General features: G+C 69.1%; 16 protein-coding genes. All 16 read right to left on the bottom strand.

Annotated elements, in window-relative coordinates; genetic code table 11:
* Positions 1–54 precede the first annotated feature (54 nt).
* Positions 55–1197: a multiple monosaccharide ABC transporter substrate-binding protein gene (gene chvE / locus ACGFH8_RS14820; RefSeq protein ID WP_393367309.1), complete on the bottom strand. Its 1143-nt coding sequence runs from the start codon at positions 1195–1197 to the stop codon at positions 55–57.
* A 418-nt stretch (positions 1198–1615) separates the two neighbouring features.
* A complete protein-coding gene (locus ACGFH8_RS14815) occupies positions 1616–3292 on the bottom strand; it encodes a glycoside hydrolase family 27 protein (protein ID WP_393367308.1) in 1677 nt (558 codons plus the stop codon).
* A gap of 312 nt (positions 3293–3604) precedes the next feature.
* Positions 3605–4591: a LacI family DNA-binding transcriptional regulator gene (locus ACGFH8_RS14810; protein ID WP_393367307.1), complete on the bottom strand. Its 987-nt coding sequence runs from the start codon at positions 4589–4591 to the stop codon at positions 3605–3607.
* A 412-nt stretch (positions 4592–5003) separates the two neighbouring features.
* Complete coding sequence (locus ACGFH8_RS14805) at positions 5004–7127, bottom strand: RICIN domain-containing protein (protein ID WP_393367306.1); 2124 nt, start codon at positions 7125–7127, stop codon at positions 5004–5006.
* A 341-nt stretch (positions 7128–7468) separates the two neighbouring features.
* A complete protein-coding gene (araA, locus tag ACGFH8_RS14800) occupies positions 7469–8971 on the bottom strand; it encodes an L-arabinose isomerase (protein WP_393367305.1) in 1503 nt (500 codons plus the stop codon).
* A 26-nt stretch (positions 8972–8997) separates the two neighbouring features.
* On the bottom strand, positions 8998–9987 hold the full coding sequence (gene yjfF, locus ACGFH8_RS14795; RefSeq protein ID WP_393367304.1) for a galactofuranose ABC transporter, permease protein YjfF: 990 nt from the start codon (positions 9985–9987) through the stop codon (positions 8998–9000).
* On the bottom strand, positions 9984–11054 hold the full coding sequence (locus ACGFH8_RS14790) for an ABC transporter permease (protein ID WP_393367303.1): 1071 nt from the start codon (positions 11052–11054) through the stop codon (positions 9984–9986). Before ACGFH8_RS14790 ends, yjfF begins: the two co-directional genes overlap by 4 nt.
* Positions 11051–12592, bottom strand: coding sequence for a sugar ABC transporter ATP-binding protein (locus ACGFH8_RS14785; protein WP_393367302.1), 1542 nt, complete (start codon positions 12590–12592; stop codon positions 11051–11053). The genes ACGFH8_RS14790 and ACGFH8_RS14785 overlap by 4 nt, the downstream gene beginning before the upstream one ends.
* A gap of 190 nt (positions 12593–12782) precedes the next feature.
* Positions 12783–13784, bottom strand: coding sequence for an ABC transporter substrate-binding protein (locus ACGFH8_RS14780; RefSeq protein WP_393367947.1), 1002 nt, complete (start codon positions 13782–13784; stop codon positions 12783–12785).
* Positions 13785–13923: 139 nt separating this feature from the next.
* Positions 13924–14601 (bottom strand): L-ribulose-5-phosphate 4-epimerase, encoded by a 678-nt coding sequence (locus tag ACGFH8_RS14775; RefSeq protein ID WP_393367301.1) that lies wholly within the window; start codon positions 14599–14601, stop codon positions 13924–13926.
* The gene (araB, locus tag ACGFH8_RS14770) at positions 14598–16280 is read right to left on the bottom strand and encodes a ribulokinase (RefSeq protein ID WP_393367300.1); all 1683 of its coding nucleotides are present in this window, start codon (positions 16278–16280) and stop codon (positions 14598–14600) included. The genes ACGFH8_RS14775 and araB overlap by 4 nt, the downstream gene beginning before the upstream one ends.
* Before the next feature lie 754 nt (positions 16281–17034).
* Positions 17035–17823, bottom strand: a complete 789-nt coding sequence (locus ACGFH8_RS14765; RefSeq protein ID WP_393367299.1) for an ABC transporter permease — start codon at positions 17821–17823, stop codon at positions 17035–17037.
* Positions 17820–18797: an ATP-binding cassette domain-containing protein gene (locus ACGFH8_RS14760; protein WP_393367298.1), complete on the bottom strand. Its 978-nt coding sequence runs from the start codon at positions 18795–18797 to the stop codon at positions 17820–17822. The genes ACGFH8_RS14765 and ACGFH8_RS14760 overlap by 4 nt, the downstream gene beginning before the upstream one ends.
* A 35-nt stretch (positions 18798–18832) precedes the next feature.
* Positions 18833–19675 carry a DUF4097 domain-containing protein gene (locus ACGFH8_RS14755; RefSeq protein WP_393367297.1) on the bottom strand — a complete coding sequence of 281 codons (843 nt, stop codon included), beginning with the start codon at positions 19673–19675 and terminating at the stop codon, positions 18833–18835.
* A 72-nt stretch (positions 19676–19747) separates the two neighbouring features.
* Complete coding sequence (locus ACGFH8_RS14750) at positions 19748–20269, bottom strand: hypothetical protein (RefSeq protein WP_393367296.1); 522 nt, start codon at positions 20267–20269, stop codon at positions 19748–19750.
* A 65-nt stretch (positions 20270–20334) separates the two neighbouring features.
* Positions 20335–21510, bottom strand: coding sequence for an FUSC family protein (locus ACGFH8_RS14745; protein ID WP_393367295.1), 1176 nt, complete (start codon positions 21508–21510; stop codon positions 20335–20337).
* Positions 21511–21515: the final 5 nt, after the last annotated feature.

The following is a 21515-nucleotide window of genomic DNA, read 5'->3' as shown; positions in this document are numbered from 1 at the left end:
CACGGTACGCCCAGACGTCGGGCCCGGCGATGACCGCCGGGCCCGACGATTGGCTTACTTCTTGGCCTGACCGGCGGCGACCTCTTCCGCCGTCCAGTAGCCGGAGTCGATCAGCGCGGTCTTGATGTCGTCCTTGTAGACCGTGACGATCGGGAGCAGGTACGCCGGGACGACCTTGACGCCGTTGTCGTACGTCTTGGTGTCGTTGGCCTGCGGCTCCTTCTTCTGCAGGAACGCCTCGGCGGCGTTCACGGCCTGGTCGGCCAGCAGACGGGTGTCCTTGAAGACCGTGGAGCTCTGGACCCCGTCGTTGATCAGCTTGATCGAGGCGATCTCGGCGTCCTGACCGGTGACCGGCGGGAGCTTCTTGGCGGCGGTGCCGTAGCCGGCGTTCTGCAGGGCGGTGATGATGCCGCGGGAGATGCCGTCGTACGGCGACAGCACACCGTCGACCTTCGAGCCGTCGTTGTAGCTGGAGGTCAGCAGGTTCTCCATGCGCTTCTGCGCGGTCTCCTGCTGCCACCGCAGGGTGGCTACCTGCTCGGGGGTGGTCTGCTTGGACTTGACGACAAGCGTACGGCTGTCGATGAACGGCTTCAGCGTGTCCATCGCGCCACCGAAGAAGTACTGGGTGTTGTTGTCGTCGAGCGAGCCCGCGAAGAGTTCGATGTTGAACGGACCCTTGGCCGTGCCCTTCGAGCCGTCCTTGTTCAGCAGGCCGAGACCGACGAGCAGCCCGGTGCCCTGGGCGACGCCGACCTTGTAGTTGTCGAAGCTGACGTAGAAGTCGACGTTCTTGCTGCCGCGGATCAGCCGGTCGTAGGAGATGACCGGGATCTTCGCGTCGGCTGCGGCCTGCAGCTGGCTGCTGAGCGCGGTGCCGTCGATCGCCGCGATGATCAGGACGTCGGCGCCCTGAGTGATCATCTGGTCGACCTGCTGCGACTGGGTGGGGATGTCGTCGCCGGCGTACTGGAGGTCGACCTTGTAGCCCTTGGCCTCAAGCTTCGACTTCACCGCGTTGCCGTCGGCGATCCACCGCTCGGAGGTCTGGGTCGGCATCGACACACCGATGGTCAGGTCACCGGGCTTGTCGGCGCTCTTGTCGTCACCGCTGCCCGCACCCCCGCCACTGCACGCTGCCATACTCAGCGTCAGCATCACACCGCCGAGAGCAACCAGGAATCTCCTGCCCACGGGCCTCTCCTCTCTGGACTCCCCCGTCGAGTGCCGGGGCCAAAACTGTCACCTTTCGGGGTAGTGTTAGCGCTCACATACGGCACGTCAACACCTGATCCGAAATACCGGTGTCACGGTCTCGTAACGGAGGCGTCCCGACCGACCAGGCCAGCGGCCGAACAGGCCCGGACCTGCGATCACGGTGACGAACTGTGACGACGCGGACGGGCGCCCGCGGAGGCCGCCAACGGGGCCAGAACCGCCGCGAACCACCACCGGACCGGCCGGGCCACCGCCCGAGCAGGAACGGCCGCCGGGGCGCAACCGCCGGCAGACGCGACGGTGCCCGCGGACGACGGGTGTCGTCCGCGGGCACGTGGCGGGCGGTCGGATCAGGTGGGCTGCCGCGACCTGGTCGGTCGGCGGACCTGGTCGGCTAGCGCCGCGTCCACCGCTGGTTCGCCGCCCCGGTGCAGGTCCAGAGGAGCACCGTGGTGCCGTTGGCCGTGCCGTTGTTGTTGACGTCCAGGCAGAGGCCGGACTGCGCGTTGCTGATCGTGCCGTTGGTGTTGACGGTCCACTGCTGGTTGGCCCCGCCGTTGCAGTCCCAGATCTGCGCCTTGGTGCCGGGGGTGGCGTTCGGGGGCGCGTCCAGGCACTTGCCGAGCGACTGCAGGGTCTGACCGTTCGCGGTCCAGCGCTGGTTGGCGGCGCCGTTGCAGTCCCAGATCACCGGCTGGGTGCCGTTCGCGGTGTTGCTCGCCGGCACGTCGAGGCAGCGGCCGGAGGCGGCGCTGGCGAACGCGCCCGAGGTGCTCGGCGGCGGGGTGGTCGTGGGCGGCGGGGTGGTCGTCGGCGGGGTCGTCCCGCCACCGCTGACCCGGTAGACCACGGTGCCGTGCGCCGGAACGCTGGCGCTGATGGTCCCGGTGCTGGAGGTGCTGGCACCGGACCACGCCTCCACGAGCGTGAACGAGCTGCCGGACTTGCCGACGGCGGCGGCGGTCGTCGAGATCGTCGTCGTCGAGCCACCCTGGTTGAACAGGGCCACGGCGACATCACCGTTGGCCAGCCGCTTGGCGAGCACCCGACGGGTGCCGTCGAACGAGACCTGCGCCCCCTGCAGCCCGAGCGAGTCCTGGTTGATCCCGATCAGGTTGGCGTTCTTCAGGATGGTCTGCGTCGCGGCGTTCATGTTGCGGACGTCGTTGCCGGCGATCAGCGGAGACGCCATGATCGCCCACATCGCGAAGTGGCTGCGCATCTCCGTGTCGTTCATCCCGCCACGGCCGATTTCCATCATGTCGGGGTCGTTGAAGCCGCCCGGCCGCGCGTACGAGGCCATCGGAACCGTCACGTTGATGATGTTCTGGATGCCCATCGGGTAGCCGTTGGTCTGCCCGGTGTCCCACGCGTTGGTGATGTCCTCGGTGGTACGCCACATGTTCGCCACGTCGCCCCAGTTGCGCTGCGGGCCGGTCTTGGCGTGGATGCTGTTGGAGTTGATGCTGTAGACGATCGGTCGACCGGTGGCGGCCAGCGCGTCACGCATCTTGGCGAAGGTGGTCACCTGGTCGTTGATGCTGCCCTCCGGCGAGCACCAGTCGTACTTGAGGAAGTCGACACCCCAGGCGGCGAACTGGCGGGCATCCTGCGCCTCGTGGCCGCGGCTGCCGGTTGCCCCGGGGTAGCCGCCGAAGTACTGCGCGCAGGTCTTGTCGACGGGCACCTGGTAGAGGCCGAACTTCAGGTCCCGGGCGTGCAGGTAGTCGCCGAGCGCCTTCATCCCGCTGGGGAACCGGCCGGGGTCGCCCTGGAGGTTGCCGGAGCTGTCCCGATTGGGGTTGAACCAACAGTCGTCGACCACGACGTAGTTGTAGCCCAGGTCCCGCATGCCGCTGCTGACGATCGCATCCGCCGACTGCCGGATCAGGGCTTCGTTGATGTTGCAGCCGAACGAGTTCCACGAATTCCACCCCATGGGAGGAGTGCGTGCCACCCCGTTGTCCAGTGCCTGCGCCACGGGGGCGCGGAGGCCGACCAGAGCGCCGGCGACCAGCACTCCGGCCGCCAGGACGCCCCCCCAGCGTCGACCTCGGGTGATGCGGTTCATCGAGCCTCCTTGTCGGTGGCGCCCGCCCGTGACTACGATCTGACTGGTGGGACGGAAGTTGGACGCCAATTCTTGTTAGCGTTAACAGCGACGTCCATCATGTTACGGCCAGATTTCACGAGGTTCAATACCTCCCCGGCAGTTGCATCGTCGTGCGTCGATGAAAAACGCACAAGCTCGATTGAGCTACGTCTTACCGACTGTGACGGCCCGGATGGCGACGAGGTGAGGTCGGCCCCGAGCGACCGCCCACCGTGAGCGACGCTGGGCGGTGGCGACCTGATGCCCGGCGACCTCGCGGCGGCCCGGCTCTCAGCGTTGCGGCGGCGCGACGCTCCCTCGGGCGACAAGCGTTGGCGCGATGGTCTTTCGCAACGCCCCGCCGGTGCCCGACTCGATCTGGGTCAGCAGCATCTGCAGGCTCGCCCGCGCCACCGCGTCGAAGTCCGGACGGACGGTGGTCAGCGGCGGAATGAAGTACGCCGCCTCCGGCACGTCGTCGAAACCGACCACGCTGATGTCGTGCGGCACCCGCCGACCGAACTCGTGCAACGCCCGCAGCACGCCCAGGGCGAGATGGTCGTTCGAGGTGAAGACCGCCGTGACCTCCGGCATCCTCGCCAACATCTGCCCGCACCGGTAACCCGATGCGGCGGACCAGTCCCCCGGCATCAGCGGCGGCGGGTCCACCCCGGCCGCCAGCAGCGCCTCCCGCCAACCGTCGATCCGGCCGACGCTGTCGAACCAGTCGAACGGCCCGGAGACGTGCCAGACGGTGCGGTGCCCCGCGTCGAGCAGGTGCTGGGTCGCCGCCCGGGCGCCCGCCACCTGGTCGACAGTCACCAGCGGCACCGGCCGACTCGGGTCGCCGTCGACGGTGACGAGGGGGACATCCTGCGGCAGGTGTTCCAGCGCCTCACCCGCCGACTCCACCGGCGCGATGACCACGATGCCGGCGACCCGGTGCGACAGGTGTCGCTCGACGGCGGCCGAGATGGAGCGGTGGTCCAGGTTTCGCACGCTGCCGACACTCACCGCGAAACCCTCTTCGGCGGCGGTCTGCTCCAACGCGGCCAGCATCGAGGCCGGACCGTAGAGCGTGGTGTTCTGGGCGACCACCCCGATGACCTGGGATCGGCCGGTCACCAGGGCACGAGCGGCACCGTTGGGACGGTAGCCGAGTTCGGCGATCGCCGCCCGCACCCGAAGCCGGGTCTGCTCACGGACGTTGGGGTGCCCGTTGAGCACCCGCGACACCGTCTGATGGGAGACACCGGCCAGACGAGCGACATCTGTCATCGCGGGACCGTGGACGGCCATTTCACTCTCCCCGCTACGTCTCCGGCCCGCGGCCCGTCGACGTCGACTGGAACGGCCCGGCCCGATCCCCCTCGCTCAGCCACCACGCCGGTGCTGAATCCCAGGTGACCAGCGCTGAATCGCCGTCAGTCTACGCCAGCAACCGCTTCGAATACGGGACGGCTGTGCCCGGATGTGCTACGCATCGAAGCCACACAAGGCTTTTCCCACGCGCCGTACGCGGGCCACCGGCTCGCGCGTACGGGCTGCGATGGTGCGCCAACCTGCTCCACGCTCCTGGACAGAGCGTGGAGCAGGCCGACTGGAACATGACCAGGTGGCGCCGACTTCGTGCCGGACCGGCCGGCGCTCGTCGACGCCACCTGTCACACCGAGCGCCGTGTGACCGGCGTCACGGCGTCGTCAGGGCGAACTGGCGGACCGTGACCGCGCCGCCGAGCGCCGACGTCGCGTGGTTGAAGATGGCGAACCGGTAACCCATGAAGAACTGCCAGTTGTTCGCCAGCGTCAGGGCATTGCCGAACGAGGTGAAGTTGACCCCGTCCGTGCTGTACGAGAAGCGGGCCTGCCGCCCGGACCCCGGTCTGATGTCGGCGTTGGCCCGCAACCAGATCCGGCCACCGGAGACGGCGGTGCTCGCCACCTCACTGCCGGTGCTCGTGGTGTTCCAACTGCCGTCCATCGTGAGCCCGTTCTGCATCACCAGTCGGGTCGCCCCGTTGTCCCGTCGGACTCCGATCCAGGCCGACGAGTTGCGCAGCACCGCCAGGCCGGTCCGATCACCGTCGCGCATCGTGGAGTAGTCCAACTCGATGGTGGCGGTCGAGGTGGGGCCCTGGATCCGGTGGGTGAGCGTGTTACGGGCCTTGTACAGGTCGCCGGTGACGGTGGCGGTCTGCAGGTTCAGCCCGTTGTTGACCGAGAACTTGCTGGTGTCGGGGTTGTGGTTCCACTCCCACTGCGGGCCGAGCGTGGTGCCGGCGAACGTGTCGGTGCCGGTGAGCGGCTTGACCGCTCGCGGCGGCGCGGGCAGGTTCGGCTTCGGGTACGAGGAGCCCCACGTGCCGTTGACCGTCTGCAGCACCGGCCAGCCGTCGCCGGTCCAGGTGATCGGAGCCATCGCGGGCATCCGACCACCGGGGTACGCGTCGACGAAGGACATGTAGTACCAGTCGCCGTTCTGGGTCTGCACCAGCCCACCCTGGTGCGGCACGCCGCCCCCGGAGATCGGGCCGGGCAGGTTGAGCAGCACCTGGCGCTGCTCGTACGGGCCGAACGGGCCGTTTGTCGACTTCAGCACGTACTGACCGTTGGCCGGGCGGGTGAGCCAGATGTAGTAGGCGCCGTTGCGCTTGTAGAACCGGGCGCCCTCCAGCGTGCCGATGCTCGACGGCGTCTGGTACACCTGCTGGGCACGGACCTGGGACTTCCCGTCCGCGGACAGCTGCGCCACGCTGATCGTGGAGTTGCCGTACGCCACGTACATGGTGTCGTTGTCGTCGATCAGCATCCCGGCGTCGTAGTAGCAGTTGGGGATGGTGGTGTGCTTGGTCCACGTGCTGTCGACGGCGGACGCGGTGTAGATGTGCGTCTGCGCGAAGTCGATGCACCCGGCCCAGTAGTACGTCTTGTTGCTCGGCCGGTAGTTCAACGTCGACGCCCAGATCCCGTCGACGTACGCGTTACTGCCGCCGCTCATGTCGTACTTCGAGCCGAAGTCGAGCTTGGGCACGGAGTGACCGGCGTACTCCCAGTTGACCAGGTCGTACGAACGCAGCACCGGCGCGCCCGGCGAGTAGTGCATGGTGGACGCCGACATGTAGTAGGCGTTGTCCACCCGGATGATGTCGACGTCGGCGAAGTCCTGCCAGACCACCGGGTTCGAGTATGTGCCGTTCGACGGGGGCGGCGTGGTGGTGGGCGGTGGCGTGGTGGGGTTGCCCCCGCCGTCGACGCGGACGAGCTGCCACTGCTGGTTGGTGCCGTTCCAGTCGGCGTACTGCACGATGTTGCCGCCGTCGGCGGTCGAGGCGCCCTGCACCTCCATCGCCTTGTTGCTGTTGCGGTTGATCAGCCGGACGTAGCCGCTGTCCGAGTCGGCCAACCGGAACTGCTGGTTGGTGCCGTTGTTGTCGGACCACTGCACGATCGGCCCGCCGTCGGCGGTCGAGCGGCCGGAGACGTCCAGCACCTTGCCCGACAACCTCGACTTGAGCCGGTAGTAGCCACCGCCGGAGTCGACGAACTGCCACTGCTGCTGGTTGCCGTTGTTACGGGTCCACTGGGTGATCCGCGCGCCGTCGTTCGTGGCCATGTTGTACACGTCCACTGCCTTGCCGCTGTTGCGGTTCACCAGGACGTACCAGGCGCTGGTGTCGACCGTGGCCGCTGACGCCGGCGACGAGGCGACGGCCGCAGCCGCGCCACCGACCACAAGCACCATCGCGGCGACGGCGAGTCTCGTAAGCCACCCGCGCCGTGGCGCACCCCGGGGAACCCGACCGATGGAAAGCATGATCCTCCTCTGCTGACGCGAACCGTGCGGTCTGGGCCGGCGTCCGCGGCACCGGGCGGGGCACCGAGCTGACCACGCCCGGCCATGTGATCGCTAACACCGGTCGTCCGACCGTCGCGGTGCCGAGGTGCCGAATCCGCGGGGTAGGACGCGCGCGTGGCCGGACCAGCCAACGACATCGACCATCTTGGCTATAGACTGTGAGCGATAACATGCTGTTAGTCAAGGCGTAACACAACCGTCTCGTGGCCCTGCCGGCGGAGACGCGAACGGGTGGTCCATCCCCGGCCCGCAGGCAGGGGATGGGACCACCCGTCAGATACGCGGCCGGGCCGCGCGGGTCAGAAGCCGCGGGCCAGCCGGTAGTAGGCCTGGTTCCAGCGGATCTCGTCGGCGAAGCGGCGCGGCGTGGTGTCGGCGTCGATGACGACCAGTTCGGTACGGCTCATCTCGGCCAGGTCGTGCAACTCCTCCACGCCCACCGCCTGCGACAGCACCGTGTGGTGCGGCGCACCGGCGGTGATCCACGCCTCGGCCGAACCGGGCAGGTCGGGCCGCGGACGCCAGACGGCACGGGCCACCGGCAGTCGACGCAACGGTTGCGGCGGCGCCACCACGTCGATCTCGTTGGCCACCAGCCGGAACCGCTCACCCATGTCGGCCAGCCCGAGCACCACCGCCGGGCCGGGCGCGGCGTCGAACACCAGCCGGACCGGGTCCTCCCGCCCGCCGATGCTCAGCGGGTGGATCTCCACGTTGGGGACGTCGGAGGCGATTGTCGGACAGACCTCCAGCATGTGGGCGCCGAGCACCAACTCCTCGCCCGGGGTGAGGTCGTAGGTGTAGTCCTCCATGAACGACGTGCCGCCGTCCACGCCCACCGACATCGCCTTGAGCGTGTGCACCAGGATCGATGTCTTCCAGTCGCCCTCGCCACCGAAGCCGTAGCCGTCGGCCATCAGCCGCTGCACGGCGATGCCCGGCAGCTGACGCAGGCCGCCGAGGTCCTCGAAGTTGGTGGTGAAGGCCCGGAAGCCACCCGCGTCCAGGAACCCGCGCATGCCCAACTCCAGGCGGGCCGCGTACCGCAACGAGTCGTGCCGATCGCCCCCGGGCAGCAGCTCCGCGCCGATGCGGTAGGTGTCCTCGTACTCCTTGACCAGGTCGTCCACCTGCGCGTCGGTGACCTCGCCGACCACCTTGACCAGGTCGTTGACCCCGTAGGTGTTGACCGACACCCCGAACCGCAGCTCCGCCTCGACCTTGTCGCCCTCGGTCACCGCGACGTCGCGCATGTTGTCGCCGAAGCGGGCCAGCCGCAGCGACCGCATCGCCGACCAGCCGAGCGCGGCGCGCGCCCACGCCCCGACCCGGGCCGACACCCGCGGGTCGCTGACGTGCCCGGCCACCGTCTTGCGGGCCACACCGAGACGCGTCTGGATGTACCCGAACTCACGGTCGCCGTGGGCGGCCTGGTTCAGGTTCATGAAGTCCATGTCGATGTCGTTCCACGGCAGCAGCACGTTGGCCTGGGTGTGCAGGTGCAGCAGCGGCGTCTGCAACGCGTCCAGACCGGCGATCCACATCTTCGCCGGAGAGAAGGTGTGCATCCAGGCGATGACCCCGACGGCACCCTGGGCGGCGGCGTCCCGGCAGACCTGCAGGATCTCACCGCTGTTGGTCAGGACGGGCTTCCAGACCACCCGAGCGGGAATCTGCGGCGAGTCGTCGAGCGCGGCCGCGATCTGACGGGACTGCTCGGCGACCTGCCGGAGCGTCTCCTCGCCGTACATGCCTTGGCTGCCGGTGAGGAACCAGATCTCGGGTGCGTTTTGTGGTGCCATGGAGTTGCCTTCCGCGAGAGGGGCGGTCACTTGTAACGGATTCCGATGAGGCGCTGGAGAAGGATGAACGCGAACAGCAGGCCGCCGATCACGATCTTGGTCCACCAGGAGTTGAGGCTCCCATCGAAGGTGATGAGGGTCTGGATCACACCCAGGACCAGCACGCCCAGCACCGTTCCGAAGACGTAACCCGCGCCCCCGGTGAGCACGGTGCCCCCGATGACGACGGCGGCGATGACGTCCAGCTCCATGCCGACGGCGATCAGTGGCGCACCGGAGAGGGTGTAGAAGGACAGCAGGATCCCACCGATCGCGGAGCACAGGCCGCTGATCGTGTAGACGGCGATCCGGGTCCGCCCCACCGGCAGGCCCATCAGCAGGGCCGACTGGGGGTTGCCGCCGATGGCGTACACGTTGCGGCCCAGCCGGGTGTAGGCCAGCACGTACGCGGCGATGGCGAGCACGACGAACGCGATGAGCACGCTGATCGAGATGAAGTTGCCCTTGGGATCGCCGATCCGCTCCTGCGACATCCTGGTCCAGAACCCGTCGGTGATCGGGATGGACGCACCGGAGATCAACGTGCACATGCCGCGGGCGAAGAACATCCCGGCGAGCGTGACGATGAACGGCTGGATCTCGAAGAAGTGGATGGCGCAGCCCATCAGCAGGCCGAGCGTCGGGCCGATGAGCAGGGCGATCACGAGCACCAGCGCCGCGGGCAGGCCCTCCTGGAGCAGCCAGGCCGACACCATCGCCGTCATCGCCACGACGGACCCGACCGACAGGTCGATGCCGCCGGTGAGGATCACGAAGGTCATCCCGATCGCGACCACGAGCAGGAAGCCGTTGTCGATGAAGACGTTGAAGATGACCTGCACGTTGGAGAACGCCGTGTACTGCGACACCCCGATGCCGTACATCACCAGCAGCAGGGCGAGCGTCGCCAGGACCGGTATCTGCTTCCTCGGCAGCCGGAACCGGTTACGACCGGCGGTAAGCGTTCCAGTGGTCATGCCGGCACCTGCTCCTTCGGCTTGTCGGCGATGGCGGTGGGCGGTGCCGCACTGCGCCTGCGGCGGGCGAACTTGGCCCGGAACGCCGGCGCCTGGATGAGGCAGACGGCGATGACGACGACCGCCTTGAACAGCAGTGAGGTCTGCGGCGAGATGTTCATGGCGTACACCGAGGTGGTCAGGGTCTGGATGATCAGCGCGCCGAGGATGGTGCCGCTCAGGAAGAACCGACCGCCGGCGAGGGACGTGCCACCGATGACGACCGCGAGGATCGCGTCCAGTTCCACCCAGAGGCCGACCGCGTTGCCGTCGGCGCTGGAGACGTTGGCCGTCATCATGAAGCCGGCGACCGCCGCGCAGACGGCGCTGACGACGTACGCGAGGAAGATGACCCGGCCGGAGCGGATGCCGGCGAGTCGGCTCGCCTCCGCGTTGCCGCCCACCGACTCGATGATCATGCCGAGTGCGGTGCGGCGGGTGAACGCCGCGACGAGCACTGCCGCGGCGAGCGCGATGAAGATGGCCAGCGGCAGGGTCAGCAGGTGACCCAGCCCGATCGCCCGGAACGGCCCGGAATTGATGGTGATGATCTGCCCCTGGGTGATCAGCTGGGCGAGACCCCGGCCGGCCACCATCAGGATCAGGGTGGCGATGATCGGTTGGATCCCGATCACGGCCACCAGCACCCCGTTCCAGACGCCCAGCACGAGCGCGACCCCCAACGCCATCGCGAGGGCGGTCAGCACCACGGTGAGACTGTTCTGGTCGGGCTGCTTGCTGATGTACATGCAGGCCATCGCGCCGCTGATCGCGCAGATCGAGCCGACCGACAGGTCGATTCCGCCGGTCGAGATGACGAGGGTCATGCCCAGCGCTACGAGGATCAACGGCGCGCTCAGCCGCAGGATGTCGATCGGCGAGCCGTACAGGTGCCCGTCCTTGAGTTCGATGGAAAGGAACCCGGGCCGGTAGATCGTGTTCGCGGCGAGCATGACGACCAGCACGGCCGCGGGCCAGAACAGCCGGTGACCGGTGATCGTCCGGTAGCGGCTCATGGTGTCGCTCATCGGTCTGCCTCCTCGCGGTGGGATCCACTCGCGATGGTCTGCATGATGCGGTCGGCGTTGAGGCTGGCGTCGTTGGGGAGCTGTGCGACCATCTGGCGGTCCCGCATGACGGCCACCTTGTGGCTGAGGCGCAGCACCTCCTCCAACTCGGCGGAGATGAACAGCACCGCCATGCCACCGTCGGACAGTTGCGTGACGAGCTTCTGGATCTCGGTCTTCGCGCCGATGTCGATGCCCCGGGTCGGCTCGTCGAGGATCAACAGCCGTGGCTCGGTGATCAGCCACCGGGCCAGGAGCACCTTCTGCTGGTTGCCACCGGAGAGGTTGCGGACCGGCACCTCCGGGTCCGCGGGCCGGATGTTGAGCGCCTTGACGTACTTGTCGACAAGCTCGTCCTGACGACGACGCGGAATGGGCCGCAGCCAGCCGCGGGCCGCCTGCATCGCGAGGATGATGTTCTCGCGGACCGACAGGTCGGCGACGATGCCCTCGGCGCGGCGGTTCTCCGAACAGAAGCCGACGCCGTGGTCGATGGCCTGCGCGGGGGTCCGCAGGCTGCTGGCCGCACCGTCGACAGCTACCTGGCCGCCGTCGGTCCGGTCGGCGCCGAACAACAACCGTGCGACCTCGGTACGCCCCGAGCCCAGCAGGCCCGCCAGGCCCACCACCTCGCCGGCGTGGATGGTGAGGCTGAACGGTTCGACCGCACCCGCCCGCCCGAAGTCCGACACCGCCACCAGGGGGGTGCCCTCCTCCACCGCGGCCAGGTCGCGTCGGGAGTGCTCCTCGATGCCCTCGAGCACGTCGAGTTCCTTGCCGATCATCTTCTCCACGAGGGAGAGCTGGGGCAACTCGGCGGTCAGGTACTCGCCGACGAGTCCGCCGTTGCGCAGCACGGTGATGCGGTCCGCGATCTCGTAGACCTGGTCGAGGAAGTGGGTCACGAACAGGATCGCGATGCCCTCGTCGCGCAGTTGCCGCATGATGCGGAACAGCTGCGCCACCTCGCCGGCGTCGAGGCTGGACGTCGGCTCGTCCAGGATCAGCACCCGGGCCTTGATGTCGATGGCGCGGGCGATGGCGACCATCTGCTGGATCGCCAGCGAGTACGAACCGAGCGGCGCGCTGACGTCGAGGTCGAGGTCGAGGCGGTCGAGCAGGGCTCGGGCACGACGGCGGACCTCACCCCAGCGGACGGCGCCCAGCAGCCGGGGCTCACGGCCGATGAAGATGTTCTCCGCCACCGAGAGGTTGGTGCAGAGGTTGACCTCCTGGAACACGGTGCTCACGCCGGCCGCGGTCGCCTGCATCGGCCCGGTGAAGGACACCGGCTCGCCGTCCAGCGTGATGGCGCCCTCGTCGGTGTCGTAGACACCGGTCAGCACCTTGATGAGGGTCGACTTGCCGGCGCCGTTCTCGCCCATCAGGGCGTGCACCTCGCCGGGAAAAAGCCGGAAATTGACGTCGTGGAGTGCGCGCACCCCGGGAAAGGACTTGCTGATCCCGGTCATCGTCAGGACCGGACGGCTATCCGTCATCCCATCAGACCTCTTCTGGGGGTTGTCGACGCGGAAGGGCCGCTGCGCTCCCACCGCGCCCGCCCGGCCGCCCCTGCGGGAGGCTCGGGCGGGCGTGGCGCGGGTCATCGCGGGTCATGCCCGGTCCGTTCGGGTTTATGGGGCGACGAGGCGGGGCCGCCACGCGAGCGCGGCGACCCCCCGACGTCGATCAGTACTTGCGGGTGGGCAGAGCCTCCTTGGCCTGCGCCTGGGTGAAGGTGGTCTCCTCGGTCTCGATCCGAGCCGGCACCGTCTCACCCGCGTGGACCTTCTTGGCCAGGTCCATCAGCTGCGGGCCGAGCAGCGGGCTGCACTCCGCGATGAAGTTGAACTTCCCGTCGGCGAGGGCCTGCATACCATCCTTGACGGCGTCGACCGTGATGATGGTGATGTCCTTGCCCGGCACCTTGCCGGCGGCGGTGATCGCCTCGAGCGCACCCAGGCCCATGTCGTCGTTGTGCGCGAACAGCACGTCGATCTTCTTGTTGGCCTTGAGGAACTGCTCCATGACCTGCTTGCCACCGGCGCGGGTGAAGTCACCCGGCTGGGAGGCGATGATCTTCAGGTTCGGGTTGGCGGCGATCGCCTCGCCGAAGCCCTTCTTCCGGTCGTTCGCCGGCGCCGCACCGGTGTTGCCCTGCAGCTCGACGATGTTCACCGGACCCGTGGCGGTCTTCTTCTGCTCGACCAGCCAATCACCGGCGAGCTTGCCCTCCTTGACGAAGTCCGAACCGAGGAACGTCTTGTACAGCGACTTGTCGGCCGAGTCGACCGAGCGGTCGGTCAGGATCACCGGGATGCCGGCGTCCTTGGCCTCCTTGAGCACGGTGTCCCAACCGGACTCCACCACCGGCGAGAAGGCGATCACGTCGACCTTCTGCTGGATGTAGTTGCGGATCGCCTTGATCTGGTTTTCCTGCTTCTGCTGCGCGTCGTCGAACTTCAGCTCGATGCCCGCCGCGGTCGCGGATTCCTTGATCGAGGTGGTGTTCGCGGTACGCCAGCCGCTCTCCGCGCCGACCTGCGAGAAGCCCATCGTGATCTTGCCGTCGTCCTTGGTGTCGCCGCCGCCGCCGCCGGTGTCGCTGTTGCCGCAGGCCGCCATGCTGCCGACGAGCAGCACACTGGCGAGGACCGTGGCAGCGCGCCACGGAGCGGAGTGCATTCGCATCTTGCGCATCGAATCTCCTTGGCTCGGTGTGGTGGGGAACCGCGCCAACCGCCGATGTGCAAGGAGCGGCGTACGCGGGTGTTGCGTGCTGCTACTTCGGGGTGGTGCAGACCGGCGGGTCGGGTGTGGCCGCAGAGGGTCAGGAACTCGCCGGTGGGACTGGTTGTCGACCGTAGACGTTCTGGTAACGGTCATGAAGGGCGTCGATGTCGGCAGGCGCGATCGGCACCGGCTGCCCGAGCGCGCGGGCCAGGTGCGCCGTACGGGCCACGTCCTCACACATGACCGCGGCCTTGACCGCCGCGCGGGCGTCCCGGCCGATGGTGAAGACACCGTGGTTGCGCATCAGCACCGCGGGTGAGCGGTGCCCGGCGAGCGTGCTGACGATGCCCTTGCCGATGTCGTCGCCGCCGATCAGGGCGAACGGACCCACCGGGATCTCCCCGCCGAACTCGTCGGCCTGCGCCGTGAGATGGCAGGGGATCGGCTCGCCCCGCGCGGCCCAGGCGGTGGCGTACGAGCTGTGCGTGTGCACGACCCCGCCGACCTCGGGCATGGACCGGTAGACGTACGCGTGGGAGGCAGTGTCGCTGGACGGGGCGAACTCCCCCTCGACGAGGACGCCGTCGAGGTCGCACACCACAATCGTGTCCGCCGTCAGGTCGTCGTAGCTCACGCCACTCGGCTTGATCACCATGAGGTTCCGGCCGGGCACCCGCGCGGAGACGTTGCCGGCCGTCCAGGCGACCAGGCGGTACCTGGTGAGTTCGGTGTGCAGGCGGGCAACCGTCTCGCGCAGCTCGCTGATCGCTGTCACGCGACCACCTCCAGCGCGGCCTCCTGTGGGGACGCGGCGGTCTCGGCCGCCGCGTTGCGGATCGCCCGCAGGCGGAGCATGACGTCGTTGCCGCCGCGACCGAAGTGGTCGTGCAGCGTGCGGTACTCGGCGTACAGGGCGTCGTAGGCGCTCGCCCGGTCCGGGTCCGGTCGGTAGACGGCCTCGTGCACCCGTCCCATCGCCTGCGACGCCTCGTGGATCGACGGGAACTCACCGGCGGCGACGGCGGCGTGGATCGCCGACCCGAGCGCCGGCCCCTGCGCGGACGCGATGATGTTCAGCGGCCGCCGGGTCACGTCGGCGTAGATCTGCATCAGCAGCGCGTTGTTGGTGAGGCCACCGGCGATCACCAGGTCGTTCACGGGCACACCGGCCTCGACGAACGCCTCGATGATCATCCGCGTGCCGAAGGCGGTGGACTCCAGCAGCGCCCGGTAGATGTCCTGTGGCCGGGTGGCCAGGGTCATTCCGACGATCATCCCGCTGAGGTCGTGGTTGACAAGCAGCGAGCGGTTGCCGTTCCACCAGTCCAGCGCGATCAACCCGTGCGCGCCGACCGGTTGGCTCGCGGCCAGCTCGGTGAGCTGTTCGTGCGAGTCGATGCCGGCCGGGGCGGCGTGCTTGACGAACCAGCCGAAGATGTCGCCGACGCCGCTCTGCCCGGCCTCGTAACCCCACGCGCCGGGGCTGATGCCGCCGTCCACGACACCGCACATCCCGGCCACCTCGGCGACCTGCGTGCCGTTGACGACGTGGCAGGTCGAGGTGCCCATGATCGCGACGAGTCGGCCGGGCTCCACGGCCTGCGCGGATGCCGCGGTGACGTGCGCGTCGACGTTGCCGACGGCCACCGCGATCCCCTCCGGCAGGCCGGTCCACGCGGCGGCCTGGGCGGTGAGCGCGCCGGCCCGGGCGCCGAGCGGCAGCAACGGGCCGTCGAGCTTGGTCACGAAGTCGCCGAAGTCGGGGTTGAGCGCGGTCAGGAAGCCCTCGGACGGGTAGTGGCCGTCCTGGAGGATGCCCTTGTAACCGGCGGTGCAGACGTTGCGGGTCTCGGTGCCGCAGAGCTGCCAGACGATCCAGTCGGCCGCCTCGACGAAGCGCTCGGCCCGGTCGTAGACCTCGGGGTCCTCCTCCAGGATCTGCAGGCCCTTGGCGTACTGCCACTCGGCGGAGATCTTGCCGCCGTAGCGGCCGATCCACGGCTCGGCCCGCTCGTGGGCAAGCGCGTTGATCCGGTCGGCGTGCGGCTGTGCGGCGTGGTGCTTCCACAGCTTGACCCAGGCGTGTGGCCGGTCGCGCAACTCGGGCGTCTCACACAGTGGGGTGCCGTCGGCAAGCGTCGGCAGCACCGTGCAGGCGGTGAAGTCGATGCCGATGCCGATCACCGCGGCGGGGTCCACCCCCGCGGCGGCCACCGCCGCCGGAACTGCGTGGCGCAGCACGTCGCGGTAGTCGTCCGGGTTCTGCAGAGCCCAGTCCGGGGGCAGCGTGCGGCCTCCCGGAAGCGCCGTGCTGATAACGCCGTCGCCGTACTCGTGCACCGCGGTCCCCAACTCGGCACCATCACCGACACGGACCACCAGAGCTCGCCCGGACAGGGTGCCGAAGTCGACACCGACGACGTAGCGGTCGTCAGCTCCGTCCACACGGTTCATGTTCACCTCCACCGTTAACGGGGATAGTGTTAACGCTCACATCCAGCCTCGTCAAGACATCTAGGCGCAACAGCTCCGTAACGGAACGCGGAAGCCGGGCCGACTCGGGCGCGTCGCTGGCGGACCGGCACAAAGCACGCGAATCAGGTGTCGGCCACCGATCGGGCAGCCGGGACGGGGGGCGTCGCGCCGACCGACCACCGACCGGGCGGCCGGGACGCGGCCCGGCGCACGGACCGCCACCGACCGGAAGCCCCTCGACGGGCGGGGCGACGGCGACCGCACCACTCTCACCACAAGACGCCTTCCCGAGCACGGCCGCCTGTTGATGTTGGCGATAACATCACCGCCACCGCCGCGCTCCCTTGGTCATACCTCTGGCATGACTGCCGGCATCGCGATGACTCGTGAGTGAGCGCTCCCCAGGGGCTGTGAACTCACCCCGGGGCCGCGCGACGGGCCGGTGTTATCGATAACATTCGACCTTTGGGTACGGCCGGGAACGGCCGCGAGCCCGCCGGTCGAGCCGAGCCAGGCCGAGCGAGCGGGGCGGCGCTGATCCACTCGCGTTCCTTGAAATCGGGAGGTCCTAGTGGCGGAGACAGGCCGACTTCATGAAAGCCGAGTTGATCAAGCCCTCGCGACCGACGGCCGGCGGCCCGTACCGCGCGACATGGACAGCCGGCGACTCGGCCGTGTGGCCGAGTCGCCGGCTGTCCGTCGCGATGGCGGGACGTCGAGCGGGTGTCGGGGATCAGGTGGCCCGACTGCGGTTGTACAGGGCCTTGGCCCAGAAGAAGCTGGCCAGGCTGATGACCGCGCACCAGACGACCGCGAGGATCCAGTTGGTGCCGATCCCGGTGCCGAGCAGCAGGCCACGGAGGGTCTCCATGACGGGCGTGAAGGGCTGGTAGTCGGCGAACAACCGCACCGGGGTCGGCATGGAGTCGGTGGGGACGAAGCCGCTGCCGAGGAACGGCAGGAGGATCAGCGGCATGGGCAGGTTGCTGGCCGTCTCGACACTCTCGCTGACCAGACCGAGGGCCACCGACAGCCAGGTGAGCGCAAAGGTGATCATGGCGAGGACGCCGATCGCCGCGAGCCATTCGACCGGGTTGGCCGTGGGCCGGAACCCGACGAGCAGCGCTACGACGATGACGGCCGCGAGGCTGAGCAGGGTCTGGACCAGACTGCCCAGTACGTGGCCGGTGAGCACCGACGGTCGGAAGATCGCCATCGTCCGGAACCGCGCGATGATGCCCTCGGTCATGTCCATCGCGACCGAGATGGCGGTGCCCTGCGCCGCGCTGACCACGGTGATGAGCAGGATGCCGGGGGTGACGTAGTTGGCGTACTGGGAGCGGCCGCCGGACGGGCCGAGGCCGGCGCCGAGCGTGCCGCCGAAGACGTAGACGAAGAGCAACAGGATGATGATCGGAATGCCGATGAGCAGCATGGTCATCGACGGGTACCGCCGCATGTGCAGGAGGTTGCGCCGCAGCATGGTGCCCGAGTCGCGGACGGCGAGGGAGACGGTGCTCATCGCACTGGGGCCCTTTCGTGGTCGGGTCGACCGGCGCCGGAGTCGGGCTGGCCGGTGAGGGTGAGGAAGACGTCGTCGAGGTCGGGGGTGTGCACGGAGAGCCCGGCCACGCTTATCGATTCGCGGTCGAGTTGGTCGAGAAGCGAACGCAGCGACAGGACGCCACCGTCGCTGGGCACCTGGAGGGTGAGTGCCGCGTCATCCCGCCGGCCGGCCGGGAACGTACGGGCCGCCGAGTCGAGCCCGTCCGGATCGGCGAACTGCAGCACCACGTGGCCGCCCGGGATGAGCCGCTTGAGCTCGCGCGGGGTGCCCTCGGCGATCAGCCGGCCATGGTCGAGGAACGCGACGCGGTCGGCGAGCTGGTCGGCCTCCTCCAGGTACTGGGTGGTGAGCATGATGGTGACGCCCTCCGCGGCGAGCGCGCGGATGATGTGCCACATGGCGCGGCGGCTGCGCGGGTCGAGACCTGTGGTCGGCTCGTCGAGGAAGATCACGCGGGGCGCGCCGACCAGGGTCATCGCGAGGTCGAGACGCCGCCGCATGCCCCCCGAGTACGTCGACACCGGCTTGCCGGCCGCCTCGGTCAGGTCGAACTGGTCGAGCAGCTCGGTGATCCGACGCCGACCGACGCCCTTGTCCAGGTGACACAGGTCGGCCATCAGGTGGAGGTTTTCCCGGCCGGTGAGCAGGTTGTCGACGGCGGAGAACTGGCCGGTGACGCCGATCAGTTCGCGTACCGCGTCCGGCTCCCGGGTCAGGTCGTGGCCGAAGATCCGGGCGTTGCCGCCGTCGGCGTTGATCAGGGTGGAGAGAATCCGCACCGTGGTGGTCTTGCCGGCGCCGTTGGGGCCGAGCAGCGCGAAGATCGTTCCCTCGGTGATCATCAGGTCGATGCCGTTCAGCACGACCTTGTCACCGTATGACTTCCGCAGGCCGGTGGCGACGATCGCGGGCTTCGTGGAGCTGGTCATGGTCTCCTCTTTTGCGTGGTCGCGGTGCGGACGGGTCAGGCGCGGCGGATCATGATGTCGCCGTAGGCGGTGTTCGCCCGGACCTCGACCGTCTCGTCGGTCTGCGCCGGACCGTCGGTCGTCTCCAGGGCGTTGTGCACGCGGCCGTGCTTGGAACTGACGTCGAGCCAGGCGGCGGTCCCGCGCCGGATGCCGACCTCGATCGCCCCGTACGAGGTGTTCAGCTCGATCGCCCCCCGGACGACCTCACCCAGCCGGACGTTGCCGTAGGCGGTGCGGGCCGTCACCGAGGCCAGCGGCGCATCGAGGGTGATGTCGCCGTACGCGGTGTTGACCCGGACGTCGCCGCCGCTGCGGCCGATCCAGCAGTCGCCGGAGGAGTTCTTGATCTCGGCGGAGCCGTCGACCGCGCCGATGCGTACCTTGCCGGACGAGACCTTCACCCGGGCCGAGCCCGCGACCCGCTCCACCGCCACCTCGCCGTGGCTGCTGTCGATGTCCAACGGCCCGGTCTCGTCGAGCCGGATCCCGCTGCCCGTCTTGATCCGACACTCGCCCAGCCGACCCTCGCACCGGAACGCCGCCCAGGAGGACTCGGCGTGCACCCGCGACCCGGCCGGTAGCTCGATCCGGACGTCGACCGACGGCCCGGAACCGAAGCCGTAGCGGCGCCAACTCTTCGACACCCTGATCAGCAGTTGTCCCGCCGCGTACTCGACGGTGGTCTGTTCCGCGGTGCTCACGTCGGCCTTGCTCGACGGGTCGCGGGGCCGCACCGTCACCACGGTGTCGGTGCGGTCGGTCGCCGTGATCCAGACATCTCCCACCGGCAGCTCGATCCGGACGGCGATGGGTTCTGGCGTTTCGAAAATTGGCATGGTGGTCTCCCGGAAGGTGGTCGGCGAATGTCGCCGCTGGTCAGCGGCGCGAAAACAGAGGGGTACGGAGGGTCAGCGGGCCCAGCCGGTGATGTGCTGGCCGGAGCGTGGCTCCGCCCGGCGAGACGGACGACGCTGCGTCTCGCCGGCGCCGACGGCACCGGCGACGGCGCGCACCAGCCAGGCGTTGACCGAGAGCCCGGCGCGCCCGGCGGCCTCCTCGACGCTGGCCTTGAGGTGGTCGGGGAGTCGGAGGTTGATCCGCGAGGTGCCGCCGTCCTCCCCCTCGGGCGCGGGGGCCGGCGCGGACAGCGTCGGCGGCTCGCTCGCCTCGGCCAGCTCGTCGACAGGGCTGGCCGGTGTCACCACGAAGTCCGGCTCGCGTCCCCGCAACCGGACGTGCACCGAACCGGGCGCGAGATCGCGGGTGATCTCGTCGGCGGCGTCGGACAGCGCCTCGAGCAACGTGAGACGGGTCGCCGCCTCCAACTGGGTGAAGAGCCGCTCGGCCAGCACCCGGGCCTCGGGGTCGACCCCCTCCGCGGCCACGGCGAACTCGTCGCGCAGGTTCTCTACGTATGACCTCAACTCCATGGCACCATCATGGCACCACTTTGGCTCAGAGTGCAACACCCATGGCTCAGGATGATGCCGGTAGGTCAGTCCCGCTGTGGCACGCCCTGCCCTTCCAGGCCGCCGAACGCGCCCCGGACCAGGTGATTCGCCTCCCCCTGGGTCAGCCCGGTGGCCACCAGCAGGTCGCTGACCGTCGTCCGGACCTGTGCCACCACCACCGCTCCGGAGAAGCCGACCCCCTCCCGGTAGGCCTGACCGGCCGTCCGGACCGCCCGCAGCGCCTGCTCGCGTGCCCGGTTCGGCTCCACGGCGGCGGCGAACTGCCGGGTGAGCAACCGGACGGCCTCGGCGAGATCGGATACCGCCCCCGGCAGGGCGTCCGGGACCGGTTCACCGTCCTCGATAAGCGTCACCGACCGACGGATCAGGGTGCCGCTGTTGCGCATCGCCCGGTCGATCGGCTCCGCCGCCTGCGCGTACCGGCCCACCGGCCCGTGCCGATCCCGCCAGTGCACAGGCGACAGGGCGCTGGCCTCCCGGGCGCCCTGGGTCGCCTCGACGAACGCCTGCAACTGGCCCTTGTTCCGCCGCAGTTCGCTCCGCGCGGCGCGGGCCCGATCGGCGTCCCGCTCGGCCAGCGCGCGGGCGGTCGCGTCGAGTTGGGTGACGAGCAGATCCAACGCCGGCCGCGCGGCCCGGTTGAGCACCCGCAGCGGGTTCAACGGCAACAGCACAGTGGTGACGAGCAGCGCCAAGCCGCCCCCGACCAGCGCGTCCACGAACCGTGGGATCTCCAGATCACGGACGGACGGACTGAGCGTGGCGATCAGCACCGCCGTCGCGCCGGCCTGGACCACCACCGCCGCACTGCCCGCGAGGAACAGCGCGACCATGATCGCGAGCGCGACGATCAGGACGAGTTGCCACCACCCGGTGCCGATCAGCAGGAGCAGCAGATCGCCGATCAGCACTCCCACGGTGACACCGATGATCAGCTCGACGGTACGGCGCAGCCGTTGGCCGACGGACGCGGCGAGAGTCGAGACCGCGGAGATCGGTGCGAAGATCGGCTGCGACACGTGCAGCAGCTCGTGCGCCACGAACCACGCCAGCGCCGCGGCCAGGCCGGCCTGCACAGCCAGCCCGCCGATGGCCCGTACCCGACGCAACCGGTCGCGCAGCGTGAGCACCGCGCGGTCCCAGAGCCGGAGCATGATCGGAGCGCGGCCGTCCACTCCGTGCCGACCGGCAGCGACCATGGCGG

The organism is Micromonospora sp. NPDC049175 (genome assembly GCF_043197345.1).
Lineage (GTDB): Bacteria > Actinomycetota > Actinomycetes > Mycobacteriales > Micromonosporaceae > Micromonospora.
This window is presented reverse-complemented; position numbering and strand designations above follow the sequence as displayed.

What these genes read in the sequence shown, in the direction of transcription:
- ACGFH8_RS14780 (WP_393367947.1), bottom strand. Translation starts at nt 13,784, where the DNA reads ATGCGAATGCACTCCGCTCCGTGGCGCGCTGCCACGGTCCTCGCCAGT.
- ACGFH8_RS14760 (WP_393367298.1), bottom strand. Translation starts at nt 18,797, where the DNA reads ATGACCAGCTCCACGAAGCCCGCGATCGTCGCCACCGGCCTGCGGAAG.
- ACGFH8_RS14785 (WP_393367302.1), bottom strand. Translation starts at nt 12,592, where the DNA reads ATGACGGATAGCCGTCCGGTCCTGACGATGACCGGGATCAGCAAGTCC.
- ACGFH8_RS14755 (WP_393367297.1), bottom strand. Translation starts at nt 19,675, where the DNA reads ATGCCAATTTTCGAAACGCCAGAACCCATCGCCGTCCGGATCGAGCTG.
- ACGFH8_RS14805 (WP_393367306.1), bottom strand. Translation starts at nt 7,127, where the DNA reads ATGCTTTCCATCGGTCGGGTTCCCCGGGGTGCGCCACGGCGCGGGTGG.
- araB (WP_393367300.1), bottom strand. Translation starts at nt 16,280, where the DNA reads ATGAACCGTGTGGACGGAGCTGACGACCGCTACGTCGTCGGTGTCGAC.
- ACGFH8_RS14745 (WP_393367295.1), bottom strand. Translation starts at nt 21,510, where the DNA reads ATGGTCGCTGCCGGTCGGCACGGAGTGGACGGCCGCGCTCCGATCATG.
- ACGFH8_RS14765 (WP_393367299.1), bottom strand. Translation starts at nt 17,823, where the DNA reads ATGAGCACCGTCTCCCTCGCCGTCCGCGACTCGGGCACCATGCTGCGG.
- ACGFH8_RS14810 (WP_393367307.1), bottom strand. Translation starts at nt 4,591, where the DNA reads ATGACAGATGTCGCTCGTCTGGCCGGTGTCTCCCATCAGACGGTGTCG.
- ACGFH8_RS14815 (WP_393367308.1), bottom strand. Translation starts at nt 3,292, where the DNA reads ATGAACCGCATCACCCGAGGTCGACGCTGGGGGGGCGTCCTGGCGGCC.
- araA (WP_393367305.1), bottom strand. Translation starts at nt 8,971, where the DNA reads ATGGCACCACAAAACGCACCCGAGATCTGGTTCCTCACCGGCAGCCAA.
- ACGFH8_RS14750 (WP_393367296.1), bottom strand. Translation starts at nt 20,269, where the DNA reads ATGGAGTTGAGGTCATACGTAGAGAACCTGCGCGACGAGTTCGCCGTG.
- ACGFH8_RS14790 (WP_393367303.1), bottom strand. Translation starts at nt 11,054, where the DNA reads ATGAGCGACACCATGAGCCGCTACCGGACGATCACCGGTCACCGGCTG.
- yjfF (WP_393367304.1), bottom strand. Translation starts at nt 9,987, where the DNA reads ATGACCACTGGAACGCTTACCGCCGGTCGTAACCGGTTCCGGCTGCCG.